Source organism: Pseudoalteromonas sp. TB25 (assembly GCF_000497995.1).
In the GTDB taxonomy this organism is placed as follows: Bacteria; Pseudomonadota; Gammaproteobacteria; order Enterobacterales; family Alteromonadaceae; genus Pseudoalteromonas; species Pseudoalteromonas distincta.
The window spans coordinates 1-12,897 of sequence record NZ_AUTI01000392.1 but is presented as its reverse complement, the minus strand read 5'-3'; the positions used below and the strand labels follow the sequence as shown (position 1 = coordinate 12,897).

10 protein-coding genes are annotated in these 12,897 nt (G+C 39.6%); 5 read left to right on the top strand and 5 right to left on the bottom strand.

Annotated elements, in window-relative coordinates; genetic code table 11:
* From L652_RS0117115 to L652_RS0117095, 4 genes are all read right to left on the bottom strand, one after another.
* The coding region (locus L652_RS0117115) for a hypothetical protein (protein ID WP_024603573.1) at positions 1-1,798 on the bottom strand (1,798 nt) is incomplete at its 3' end.
* A gap of 200 nt (positions 1,799-1,998) precedes the next feature.
* The gene (gene dxs, locus L652_RS0117105; protein WP_024603572.1) at positions 1,999-3,861 is read right to left on the bottom strand and encodes a 1-deoxy-D-xylulose-5-phosphate synthase; all 1,863 of its coding nucleotides are present in this window, start codon (positions 3,859-3,861) and stop codon (positions 1,999-2,001) included.
* 105 nt (positions 3,862-3,966) lie between these two features.
* A complete protein-coding gene (ispA, locus tag L652_RS0117100) occupies positions 3,967-4,854 on the bottom strand; it encodes a (2E,6E)-farnesyl diphosphate synthase (protein ID WP_024597198.1) in 888 nt (295 codons plus the stop codon).
* A 2-nt stretch (positions 4,855-4,856) separates the two neighbouring features.
* A complete protein-coding gene (locus tag L652_RS0117095; RefSeq protein ID WP_002961738.1) occupies positions 4,857-5,099 on the bottom strand; it encodes an exodeoxyribonuclease VII small subunit in 243 nt (80 codons plus the stop codon).
* A 321-nt stretch (positions 5,100-5,420) separates the two neighbouring features.
* On the opposite strand from L652_RS0117095, the gene pomA reads away from it, so the two are divergent.
* The 4 genes from pomA to L652_RS0117075 all read left to right on the top strand — a co-directional run bounded on the left by pomA (position 5,421) and on the right by L652_RS0117075 (position 9,816).
* Positions 5,421-6,188 carry a flagellar motor protein PomA gene (gene pomA, locus L652_RS0117090; protein ID WP_024597197.1) on the top strand — a complete coding sequence of 256 codons (768 nt, stop codon included), beginning with the start codon at positions 5,421-5,423 and terminating at the stop codon, positions 6,186-6,188.
* 2 nt (positions 6,189-6,190) lie between these two features.
* Positions 6,191-7,111, top strand: coding sequence for a flagellar motor protein MotB (locus L652_RS0117085; RefSeq protein WP_024597196.1), 921 nt, complete (start codon positions 6,191-6,193; stop codon positions 7,109-7,111).
* A 212-nt stretch (positions 7,112-7,323) separates the two neighbouring features.
* Positions 7,324-7,830: a hypothetical protein gene (locus L652_RS0117080; protein WP_024597195.1), complete on the top strand. Its 507-nt coding sequence runs from the start codon at positions 7,324-7,326 to the stop codon at positions 7,828-7,830.
* 45 nt (positions 7,831-7,875) lie between these two features.
* Positions 7,876-9,816, top strand: a complete 1,941-nt coding sequence (locus L652_RS0117075) for a DNA topoisomerase III (RefSeq protein ID WP_024603571.1) — start codon at positions 7,876-7,878, stop codon at positions 9,814-9,816.
* A 76-nt stretch (positions 9,817-9,892) separates the two neighbouring features.
* On the opposite strand, the gene L652_RS0117070 is transcribed toward L652_RS0117075, so the two are convergent.
* Positions 9,893-11,203, bottom strand: coding sequence for an amidohydrolase (locus tag L652_RS0117070; protein ID WP_024597193.1), 1,311 nt, complete (start codon positions 11,201-11,203; stop codon positions 9,893-9,895).
* A 111-nt stretch (positions 11,204-11,314) separates the two neighbouring features.
* Here L652_RS0117070 and L652_RS0117065 point away from each other — a divergent pair, with 111 nt between their 5' ends.
* Positions 11,315-12,172 (top strand): tetratricopeptide repeat protein, encoded by an 858-nt coding sequence (locus L652_RS0117065; RefSeq protein ID WP_024597192.1) that lies wholly within the window; start codon positions 11,315-11,317, stop codon positions 12,170-12,172.
* Positions 12,173-12,897 lie beyond the last annotated feature (725 nt).

Here is a 12,897-nt window from a genome sequence, read left to right as displayed (position 1 = left end):
AGCCACTTAGCGAGTCGTAGTCGATGCCGTGCATGTTGCTTGGTGCTGCTACTGCTGTACCTGCATTTGCTGGCGTTATAAGCCTATCCTCAACTGCAATATTAGTACTACCAGCCATTAGTTTGCTTTTAACTTCGTCAAATACAGCAACGGTTCCATTTGTTAGTGCTACAAAAGCTCGATCAGTGTTTGCATCGTAATCAACATCCCAAGGGCGAGCATCGTTTGCAAACGTAAGCGTCATTAATGGGCTTGCATCCCCTGTGGTGCAAGTTGAAAATATTGAAATGCTTGGAGTATCTGCATTATTTTCTGCAACTAAAATCATACCGCTATCAGAAGCCACATCAAGACCTTTAGGAGATATAAGGCCTGTATTCGAACCAGTAATAATGCTGTCTTGGTTCGTATTATAAGTTTGCCCATCTCTGTTTATTGCCACTTTATTTGAAATAACAATACCGCCAATTGAGGTTGTACTGTTATCGAACGTTGTATAGCTATTACCCGCTTTATCAAAAGTTACACTTTCGATAGTTTGACTTGCATTATAGTTGCCAATTTCTGTGTTAAGTTGTGAACTTAATCGACTAATTTGCCCAGTTGTTTCACCTGCAGTGCCCGGATTACTACTTACAGCAACACCTAGCAGCGCCATATTAGCGGTATCACTATCTGAAATATCAGCCATCTCATTTTGTATACCCAGTTTAGTAATTGACTCAGGTTTAATTGTTGAGGTAACTAAATCAGGAGTGATATCGCCGCTCTCACCTGAAAATATATTGCTGAACACAAGAACAGCATCATTTGATTTTTCAGCTACACGTAAGTCACTACCTTCAAGGCTAATATCAACTGGGTTACCAAGCATTGTTGCTGGACCGGCAATACTTCGTGCAACGCTTACTAAGCCCTCTGCAGTTGAAGCATTATTAATTACAAATAACGAACCATCGGTTGCGTCTGAGGCACTGCCTACATCAGACAAAACAAGTTTATTAGTATTTGAGTCATAAACAATGCCGTGAATATTTACAGATATTTGCGTGCCATCATTATTACTTGGAGTAATTGTGCGGCTTGGCATTGCGGCAAATTCACCACCAACAAAATTATCATAAACGGCTACATCACCATTTGTTAGTGCTACATAAAGGCGGTCGTTAGATTCATCATAATCAACATCCCACGGCGCCGCTTCTGTAATAGTTGTGCCTAAAGGCGCTGCATCGCCCGCGGCTGTAGCGCCAAAAGTCGTTACTTGCATAGCGCCAAAGTCAGCAATAAAAACAAGGCCACTCTTTTGTGCTACAGCTATTCCTTTAGGGTTTACCAGTGTTGTGTTAGTACCTGTTATTTCGCGATCTGTATTAGCTGTATAGGTTGCGCCGTCACTACGATTTGCAAGCTGGCAAATAGTTTTAATACTGCCATTTTCGCTGTCGCTTGCTTGCAATAAATTACCTAAGCTATCAAATGCAACGCCTTCGTTAGCTGTTGTATTAAAGGTTTTTAGTTTAGAGGCGTTTTGGTTAATTAAATCGATAGTGCCTGTATTGCTCTCGCCATTGTTTGCCAAAATTAATGTGGCTGATGCAAAACCAGGGTTGCCATTTGTACCGTCGGTACCGTTTTGTCCATCGGTGCCTGCAATACCATCTACGCCGTTTTCACCATCGTCTGAGCTACAGCCTGTAATGCCGATTAATACTGCAAGTGTTAAAGCTGAAAAACTAAGCGTGTGTTTAAGTGTGTTTTTTTGTGTTGAATGAGTTGTTAAATTAGCTTTATTCATCATTTTTACCTTTTAAATATTCCATCAAATGTAGGTAAATAACGCGCTTGCTCATAAGGCATAGACTAAGCGGCACTGATTATTTACATGTTAACCTCATATCAATAACGGCTATAAAATGAAACTGGATGCAAAAAAGTTAAAATTAAAAACAAAAAAAGGAGCCTTGAGGCTCCTTTTTAATAAACTAAGTAAATAGCTTAAGCGATAAACGCCTTAATAGCGTTTAATATTCCTTGCTCGCCTAATCCCATTTCATCGTGCATTTCATCTTGCGTGCCGTGTTTAATAAACTCATCAGGAATACCTAAGTTAAGGATATTAATATCAGCTTTTTGCGTTGCCAAGTATTCATTAACTGCAGAGCCGGCACCGCCAGCAATCGCGTTATCTTCAAGCGTAACAAAGGTATCGTGGCTAGTAGCAAGCTCATTTAAAAGTGCAGTATCAAGTGGTTTAATAAAACGCATATTAACAAGCGTTGCATCTAATTCGTTAGCTGCAAGCTGGGCGTTTTCAAGTAATGTACCGAACGATAAAATGGCAATTTTACTGCCTTTCTTAATTGTATCTGCCTTACCTATTTCGAGCAGTTGCATAGTGCTTTCAATGTCTGCAGTACCTGCGCTACCTCGAGGGTAACGAACTGCAACAGGGCAGTTTTCTTTATAACCGGTGTATAGCATTTGGCGGCATTCGTTGGTGTCGCTTGGTGCCATAATTACCATATTTGGAATACAGCGCATAAAGCTTAAATCGTACGCACCTTGGTGAGTTTCACCATCGGCTCCAACAATACCAGCGCGGTCAATGGCAAATAATACAGGTAAGTTTTGCAGTGCAACATCATGTATTAATTGGTCATACGCACGTTGTAAAAAGCTCGAGTAAATAGCAACAACAGGTTTTAAACCTTCACAAGCAAAACCAGCTGCTAAAGTAACAGCATGCTGCTCTGCAATGGCCACATCAAAGTATTGATCTGGAAACTCTTTAGAAAAACGTACCATGCCAGAGCCTTCGCGCATTGCTGGCGTAATAGCCATTAACTTGCTGTCTTGCTTTGCCATGTCGCATAACCAATCGCCGAAAACTTTTGAAAAAGTAGCAGCGCTAGGTTTAGATTTAGGCAGGCTAGTTGTGCTCGGATCGAATTTTGGTACACCATGGTAGCCAATAGGATCGGCTTCAGCCGGTTTGTAGCCCTTACCTTTTTGCGTTTTTATATGTAAAAGCTGTGGGCCTTTTAAATTACGCATATTACGCAATGTATCTACAAGCATGTTTACATCGTGACCATCAATTGGGCCTATGTAATTTAGGCCTAATTCTTCAAAGAAGGTCCCCGGGATCATCATGCCCTTAATGTGCTCTTCCATTTTACTGGCAAGTTGCTTTACCGGAGGCACACCTGAGAGTAACTTTTTACTGCCTTCACGAATGTTAGTATAAAAGCTACCTGATAAAATTCGGGCAAAGTGATTTGTTAATGCGCCAACATTTTCTGAAATCGACATTTCGTTATCATTTAAAATAATAAGCATGTCTGATTTTACATCGCCTAAATGATTCATCGCTTCAAATGCCATGCCTGCGGTGATAGCTCCGTCACCAATAATGGCTACAGATTTTCGACCTTTGCCTTCTTTTTGGGCGGCAATAGACATACCTAAGGCAGCTGAAATAGAGGTGCTTGAATGACCTACGCTAAACGTATCGTATTGGCTTTCATCGCGAAAAGGAAAAGGGTGCAAACCGTCTTTTTGGCGAATAGTGTGCATTTGGTCGCGACGACCTGTAAGGATTTTATGTGGATAAGCTTGGTGACCCACATCCCAAACTAGGCGATCGTCTGGAGTGTTATAAACATAATGTAGCGCAACGGTTAGTTCAACCGTCCCTAAACCAGACGCTAGATGACCGCTACTTTGCGATACTGAGTTGAGTAAATAATCGCGCAGCTCATTGCTAAATGCAGGGAGTTTGTCTTGCGCTAAGTCACGCAATTGGGCTGGCTCGTCAACCAAATTAAGTAATGGATACTTGCTACTATCAAGTGTCATGGTTTTATATATATCCTTCGCTAACATTAATTCATTCAAAGCTTTTACGAATAATTAATGTTGAGTAATAATGTCAGTGCTAATTGCAATACGTATGAGCAAAAATTAGTGGTCACGCTCAATTAGGTAATTTGCTAGCGACGCAAGAAGTGTTGTGTCAGCATCTATATTTGCCAACGCTTCATGGGCTTGTTGTATTAAATTTTGCGCCTTTTCTTTAGCGCCTAGCATACCTAATAACGCCGGATATGTCGCTTTATTCGCGGCAATATCGGAGCCTTGTGGTTTACCTAAAGTAACCGTATCGCCTTCAACATCTAAAATGTCGTCGTGTACTTGAAACGCCAGCCCTATAGCATACCCAAAAATGCTTAAATTTTCTAAGGTTTGTTGATCTGCCTTTTCACTGCACAGTGCACCAAGTGTAATTGCACAATTAATTAAAGCTCCGGTTTTTAGCTTATGTATTCGCTCAAGCTCTTGTACGGTAATTACTTTATCTGTTGCTGCTATGTCAAGACCTTGTCCGCCTACCATGCCCTCAAGGCCTGATGCGTTGGCAAGCGTAGCAATCATTTTTACTTGTGTTTGCGACGAGCATGTAAATTTGTGATTCGCAATAAGCTCAAAGGCGAGTGTTTGTAGGGCATCACCGGCTAAAATTGCATTTGCCTCGCCAAATTCTATATGGCAAGTAGGGCGGCCACGGCGTAAGTCGTCATCGTCCATAGCGGGCAAATCATCATGAACTAGCGAATAGCTATGGATACACTCAATTGCAGCTGCAAGTACATGTAAGTCTTGCTGGTTTGCACCGAGCATTTTACCTGTGGCATAAACTAAAAATGGACGTAATCTTTTACCGCCATTAAATAATCCATACTGGGTGGCGTTCTTGACTGTTTCTTCAGTATCGAGAGGCTGTTTAAAATGCTGTTGTAAGGTCGCTACTACATCTTTTTGAGCACGTTCGATATAATTATTTATGCTCACAGCTATTCCATATCATTATCAAAATTCGTAAGAACTGACTTTTCGCCATTCCCCATCAAAATTGATACTTTTTGTTCTGCTTGCTGTAATTTACCTGATGAAGCACTTGCTAATGCAATTCCACGCTCAAATTGCTTTAACGATTGCTCAAGCGATAAGTCACCTTGTTCCATGTCACTAACGATTGTAGATAATTCTTCTAGTGCTTGTTCGAAACTTAAGTTTTCAGGTTTTTTAGTCGCCATCTTTATTTCAGCTTACATAATAAATTTAGGGGTCAATTTTAGGGGGAATGCTAAACTAGGTCAAAGGATGATATTGGTTTTTTACCTTTATAACGTTAAATTATATTTCAAGTGTATTAATAAAGCCTTAATAGCGGTCTGTAAGTTTAATAAATCAATTGATAATTAGGTAGCCCTTATATCTTGATCTAAAATAGTGCTAAAGGCTGCTTTTTATGTTTATTTATAAAAATGGCTTAAGCAATTCAATATGTTGCCGATAAGCAGTTAATAATAAAAGTTTATGATAAGGCCATTAAGCATGAAACTTCTGGAGGAAATGTGGATTTAGCAACCATAATCGGGATCCTAGGCGCAATTGGCTTAATTGTCATGTCTATGTTTATGAGTAGTAGCGGTGAAATGGCTATGTTTGCCGATGCTCCTTCTAGTGTAATTGTATTTGGTGGTTCACTTTTCATTGTTTTATCAAATTTCACCATGTCGCAGTTTTTGGGTATAGGTAAAGTTGTTGCTAAAGCGTTTATGTTTAAAATTGAAACGCCAGAAGAGCTTATTGAAAAAGCAGTAGAACTTGCTGATTCAGCTCGTAAAGGGGGGTTTTTAGCACTCGAAGAAGCTGAAATCCCAAATCCATTTATGCGCAAAGGCGTCGACATGCTTGTTGATGGCCATGACGCAGATGTTGTTCGCGCCACACTTCAAAAAGATATCTCTTTAACCACTACTCGACATGAAATGGGCGCAGGCTTATTTAAGTCATTAGCCGATATTGCACCAGCAATGGGAATGATTGGTACTCTAATTGGCTTAGTTGCAATGTTATCTAACATGGATGACCCAAAAGCAATTGGCCCGGCAATGGCGGTAGCGCTTTTAACAACTTTATATGGTGCGTTTTTAGCCAATGTTGTGGCAATTCCTATTCAGGTAAAACTTGAACTACGTAAAGACGAAGAGGCTATGAATCAGCGTTTAATTTTAGATGCTATTTTAGGTATACAAGATGGCCAAAATCCAAAAGTAATCGAAGGTATTTTGAAAAATTACTTAGCTGAATCTAAACGCAAAGTAGATACCGAGGAGTAATTATGTCTGATCAAGAGTGCAAATGCCCACCACCAGGCCTACCAGCATGGATGGGAACATTTGCCGATTTAATGTCACTGTTAATGTGCTTTTTTGTACTCTTGCTTGCGTTTTCAGAAATGGATGTACTTAAGTTTAAACAAATTGCGGGCTCTATGAAGTTTGCTTTTGGTGTGCAGAATAAAATTGAAGTAAAAGATATCCCTAAAGGTACCTCTGTTATTGCTATGGAGTTTACCCCAGGCAAACCAGAACCCACTCCAATAGAAACTATTCAACAACAAACAGTAGAAATGACTCAACAAATGTTAGAGTTTCAGGCTGGAGATGAAAGCTCAGCTGGTGGCAGGCAAGAACAACGCGGGGACAAACGTGGTGGCGAATCTCGTAGTACTTCTCAAGAGCAATCGTCAGAGCAAGCAACTTCAGCGGCCGATCAGGAACAAACTAACGAGCTCGTTAAAAAAATCGCGCAGCAGCTTGAAAAGCAAATAATAGATGGTGCAATTGAGCTTGAATCTTTAGGGCAGCAAATAATTATTCGTATTAGAGAGAATGGTTCATTTCCTTCGGGTAGTGCATTTTTACAACCTAAGTTTAAACCCATAATTCAAGATATTGGTGTACTGTTAAAAGATGTACCTGGCGAAATAACTGTATCTGGCCATACCGACGATTTTCAGGTATCGAATGAGCTATATATTAATAATTGGGACTTATCGTCAAAGCGAGCTGTAGCTGTAGCAAGCGAGCTGCAAACGGTGCAAGGGTTTGATAAAAACCGCATGATGGTAGTGGGGCGAGCTGATACTCGTCCACTTGTTCCAAACGATTCAAATGAAGATCGCCGAAGAAACCGTCGAGTAGAAATATCAATCCTGCAAGGTAAGGCTAAAGAGTCTGCTCCTATTGATGTGCGCTAAGTTATTGCTTGTGTTATATTTCACTATGTTTGTTTTTATTTAAGGTACTTAATTGCCTTAAGTATCTTGGCAATTTCGTCATTTTAGCTTACAGTACATTTCCTTAACATATGTAATGGAGTGCCTGTGAAAATAATCAATAAATATTGCGACATGCCGGGTAATGGTGATGGTACTGATGACGATAAAAAAACAAAATAGGGCAGAGTATTTTGCCTGAATGGTTTTTATATGTTGTTAGTATTTTAAGCAAAAGCTGGGTTTTAATGCTAAGTCCGGCTATTTTTATATTTTTTGTATTTAAAGATCGCCTAGCCTTTCGATTTGTATTACTTACCGCAGCTTTTTTCCTCTTTGGTAACCTAACTGCTTCAAGCCTACGAGCGTTTGATGACATTTATATTTATCGTTATTTAGTTTGGGCGATCACAGATATTACTTGGATGGCACTTATAGCTTACTGGGGTATAAAGGATAAAGTTTATTTATGGCAATGTGTTATTGGGCAACTAGTTGTTATTGGCGCACCTATATTACAACTATTCCGATTAGTTGACCGCCATTTGTGGGATTTAGCTTACAGTACCGTTATTTATCAGACCCTAATGCCATTTATCAATATTGCCACGGTGGTTGTATGCTATTTACCTTTAATTATCCTTTTCACTAAGCAAGGTAGTGTAAAGTCAAAAATAGAAAACTCCCCACCTTCAAAATAGCTGTGCTAAACTACTGTTTATATGAACAGTGAGTGAGCGACTCCCATGAAACTCTACATTGCAGAAAAACCTTCACTAGGACGCGCTATTGCTGATGCGTTACCAAAACCACATAAAAAACACGATGGCTATATAGAAGTCGCTAACGGAGATTGTGTCTCGTGGTGTATAGGGCATTTACTAGAACAAGCAGAGCCCGATGATTACGATGAGCGCTTTAAAAAGTGGCAGTTTGATCACTTACCTATAATACCTGAGCAGTGGAAGTTAAAAGCCAAAACCAAAACTCGCAAACAGCTCACTGTTTTAAAAAAATTAATTAAACAAGCCTCGCAACTTATTCACGCTGGCGATCCAGACCGTGAAGGCCAGCTTCTGGTCGACCAAGTAATAGAAGAAGCTAAAATAAGTCAGGCTAAAAAGCAGAGTACGCAACGTTTACTCATTAGTGATTTAAACTTATCGGCGGTAAAGAAATCATTGGGCGCAATGCGTTCTAATCGAGATTTTATTCCGTTAAGTGTATCTGCTTTAGCGCGCTCTCGTGCTGATTGGCTATTTGGTATGAATTTAACACGTGCATACACACTAGCTGGGCAAAAAGCAGGGTTTGGTAATGTGCTTTCGGTAGGGCGAGTGCAAACCCCTATTTTAGGTCTTGTTGTTAATAGAGATAACGAAATAGCGAACTTTGTATCTAAGCCTTTTTACGATGTATTGGCGCATTTGCTTACTCCAGATAATCAACCATTCATAGCTAAGTGGGTTCCAAGCAAAGCATGTGAGCCACATCAAGATGAAGAAGGGCGAATACTTAACAAAGCTCTTGCAGAAAATGTTGCTTCACGTATTACAAAGCAAAGTGCTGAGCTTACTTTACTCGACCAAAAACAAAAAAAGCAAAGTGCTCCATTACCTTATAATTTATCTGCTCTGCAAATAGATGCTGCTAAAGCATTTGGTATGCCAGCTCAAAAAGTATTGGATATTTGCCAAATACTTTACGAACGTCATAAACTAATTACTTACCCACGCTCAGATAATCGTTATTTACCTAAAGATCACCATCAAGAAGCATCTGCTATTTTAAAGGCAATAAGTGCAAATGGGGGGCAAAGCAGTGAATTAGTAAACGGGGCAGATGTAAAAAAGCGTAGTAAATGTTTTAACGATTCAAAAGTAGCTGCCCATCATGCCATTGTGCCTACGGCTAAGCAGTTAAAGTCAGCGAGTTTGAGCGGTGACGAAGTAAAAGTATATCAATTAATAAGCCGTCATTACTTAATTCAGTTTTATCCCGACTATATATATAACGAAACTAAAGCTGAGGTAATTATTGCTGGTGGGCTTTTTAAGGCAAATGCAAAGCAAGATGTAAGCTTGGGTTTTAAGGTGTTAATGGGTAAATCTGAATTAAAAGATGAAGCCTCGCTACCTCCTTTAACAAAAGGTATGCCTCTTTTTTGTGATAAAGGCGAAGTAGTCGAAAAGCATACATCACCCCCAGCTTATTTTACCGATGCTACATTATTGGCTGCGATGACGGGCATTAGCCGTTATGTTAAAGATCCACAAATTAAAAAAGTATTAAAAGACACTGATGGTTTAGGTACGGAGGCAACACGTGCGGGAATAATCGAGTTGCTATTTAAGCGGCGTTTTTTAAAACGTGAAGGTAAGTCAATTAGAGCGACCGAAACGGGACTTGCTCTTATTAGCGTATTACCACAAGGTTTAGCGAGTCCTGATTTAACCGCAAAGTGGGAGTCGAGCTTAGGTGATATTGCACAGCAGGCAATGAGTTATCAGCAATTTTTACAGCCTTTACTTGCTGACCTAAATGGGTTTGTTCAATTAGCAGCAAACTGCGATAGCAATGCATTTGCGAAGTTACCAAAAACCTCACCTAAAAAACGTTTTGCTAAACGAGGTGGAAAAGCGACCTTTAAAAAGTCGAGTTATAAAAAAAGCTCTGTTGCTAGTTAGCAACAGAGCTTTTTTATTAAACGATATTACTCAACCTGAACTCTGTTTGAGATAGATTTATTATCCAGAATTCAGGTTACTTATTAAATAAAGCAACAGCAGCGTTACTCATTGCTTTTATTCCAGTAGGAATAGCAACTTTATAATCTGGTGTAAATTTACTAGAGTGTAGAGAAGGGAGTACCTCACCTGTTTTTATTGAATCTGCATATTGTGCTTGGTTTACGCCTCCTAGCCAAAAGAGGGTGATAGGGATATTTTCATCGGTGCGCCCGTATAGGCCAAAATCTTCACCCGCCATTACAGCTTGTGTTTCAAGTACATTAGTATCGCCAATTGCGCTGGCAATAGAGTTTCTAACAATGTCTGTTTGTGCAGGGTTATTATAAGTAGATGGAATCGATTCATCTTCATGTACATATATTACAGGGTAGTTAGATTCATTTAAGCCAGCACTTTGTGCAATACCTGCGGTGATTCGTTTTATTGCTGCTATTTGAGCGCTTCTTACATCGGGGTTATAGCTTCTAAGAGTGAGTTGTAGTTTTACTTCATCCGAAATCACATTATGTTTTGAGCCACCATGAATAGACCCCACTGTAATCACAGAAGGCTCAAGCGGTGAAAGCTCTCGGCTTGTGATTGTTTGCAAAGCAAGTACAGTGCGTGCAGCTATAACCACTGGGTCTATAGTTGTATGAGGGTAAGCACCATGACCACCTTTACCTTTAATTGTAATATCGACAGAATCTACACTTGCCATCGTGTATTCATTTTTCATTGATACCTTACCAGCGGGGACGCTAGCGCTTACATGTAAAGCAATTATATGATCAGGTTTTGCATATTTACTAAATAGTCCTTCGCTTAACATCGCTTTAGCACCCCCACCTACTTCTTCTGCAGGCTGTGCAACCATCATTAATGTACCTTGCCACTGTTTTTTATGAGCAATTAACTGCTCTGCAGTTCCAATAAAAGAGCTCATGTGGATATCGTGGCCACAGCCGTGCATTACACCTACTTTTGCACCGTGCTCGTCTATTACTTTGACTTTTGAGGCATAGGATTTTCCTGTTTGCTCAATAATAGGTAAGCCATCAGTATCAGTGCGGATCATTACTGTCGGCCCCTCACCATTTTTATAAATACCAACTACTCCAAAGCCACCTACATTACTTGTTACTTTAAAACCCAGCTGAGTTAATCTATCTGCTATCTTTTTACCTGTTTTTTGTTCGTGATAAGAAAGCTCTGGGGATTGGTGTAAGTCGAGGTAAAACTTTTCAATAGCTGGCATGGCTTTGCTTAAATTCAAATCGAGTCCATTTGCTTGTACTAATGGGCTTGCTAATAAAAGTATTGCACTTAGGTAAGTTAATTTCATATTTTCCCTTATTGTTGAATATGTATACCGAGTGATTTAGGTATATGACTTGTAATTATTATGTTCACCACCATATAAAAACCTAAATAGACGAATATGGCAATCAATTCAATGAGCAACATAGTTAGTATTAATGCGCAAAACCTTCAACAAGTACTCGGTGAAACATCACAACAAAAATTGGTGTTGCTTAACTTTTTCTCTCCTCAAAGTCCTGACTGCATTGGACAGGCTGCAATTTTAGATAAAGTAGCAGCAGAATATGCAAGCTATATAGTAGTGGCAAACTTAGATTGCGATGCAGAACAAGCACTCGCTTCTCAACTTGCGCAACAAGTTGGTCTGCAAACACTGCCTACGCTTGTATTATTAAAAGACTCCGCACCAGTAGATTTACTTGCAGGTGTTCAAAGCGAAGCGCAAATACGCGAAGCCCTAGCAAAGCATTTACCTGCGCAACAAGACTTACTGTTAGAACAAGCAAAGCAAGCGTTATTAAAGTCAGATTTAAATGCTGCATTTAATTATGCAAAGCAAGCTTATGAAATAGACAGCGGTAATGCACGTATCAAGTTAGTGCTAGCAGACATATGTATTCAAATTCACAAGGTAGATGAAGCGCAAGCGCTTATAAATACAATAGATGCACAAGAGCAAGATGCTTACTTTAATAATATAAAAGCAAAATGCGAAGCCGCGCTTGAAGCAAAAGATTCACCAGAGATTAAAGAAAAGCAACAACAAGTAGAAAAGTATCCAAATGACTTAGAATTAAAAGAAGAGCTCAGTATTTTACTTAATGAAGCAGGCAGAAAAGAAGAAGCATTGGATGTACTGTTTACAGTTCTACAAAAAGATCTGAACTTCAACGAAGCAAAACCAAGCTTTTTAGCCATTATTGCCTCTTTACCTGATGGCGACGCACTCGCAGCTAAGTATCGTCGCAAGTTATATAGTATTTTATACTAGGGTCTGTTGCTCTTTGCGGATTAAAATTTGTTCAAACTAGGGGGTGTTTAATCGCGGCGCGAGATTTGTAACCTAGTGGGCTAAGTAAAAACCGAGTAACAAAGAGTAAATAGCCCCTAGGAAGAACCCTTTGGGCAGCGCCTGTTTGGCATTAATGCTACGTTATCGCCTATTTATGGGGAGTAACCACACTATATAGGCTCTGCCTTGCCTGAATACCAAACAGGCTGCTGCAAATTTAACCTTGAAAGATAAACAGACCCTAGATTCTAATAACTATTACTTTTGAGAAGCACCTACATAAGGTGCTTTTTGCATTTTTAAGGTTTTAATTAATAGCTTTAGTATGGTTTAGCTATGTAAAAAAAGAGTTATCAACAGGGTTTTGTGAGTAACTTGTGCTTATCGTGTGTGCTTGCTTGGGGCTTAATTTTAATTACTATTTTATGCAAATAACGCTTGCGTAAAATCCGCCGCTCCCTATAATGCGACCCCACTGAGACGGGAAACAGCAACGCATAGCGAGGCACGAACAACTCAGGGTGTTAAGTAAAACTTAGATTGAATCTTTTTAGAAAGTTTAAATTTAAGTGTTGACAAAAAAATAGGAAAGCGTAATATGCGCAGCCCTAGCGAGATAAAGTTCAACTTTATAATCGCAACGTTCTTTAACAATATAAAGCAATCATCTGTGTGGGCACTCGTACAGATTGAGTTCTAACAGC

Bases quoted from the DNA above. Each gene is read 5' to 3' on its own strand.
- L652_RS0117095 (WP_002961738.1), bottom strand. From the start codon at position 5,099: ATGGCGACTAAAAAACCTGAAAACTTAAGTTTCGAACAAGCACTAGAA.
- L652_RS0117085 (WP_024597196.1), top strand. From the start codon at position 6,191: ATGTCTGATCAAGAGTGCAAATGCCCACCACCAGGCCTACCAGCATGG.
- dxs (WP_024603572.1), bottom strand. From the start codon at position 3,861: ATGACACTTGATAGTAGCAAGTATCCATTACTTAATTTGGTTGACGAG.
- L652_RS0117065 (WP_024597192.1), top strand. From the start codon at position 11,315: ATGAGCAACATAGTTAGTATTAATGCGCAAAACCTTCAACAAGTACTC.
- L652_RS0117070 (WP_024597193.1), bottom strand. From the start codon at position 11,203: ATGAAATTAACTTACCTAAGTGCAATACTTTTATTAGCAAGCCCATTA.
- L652_RS0117075 (WP_024603571.1), top strand. From the start codon at position 7,876: ATGAAACTCTACATTGCAGAAAAACCTTCACTAGGACGCGCTATTGCT.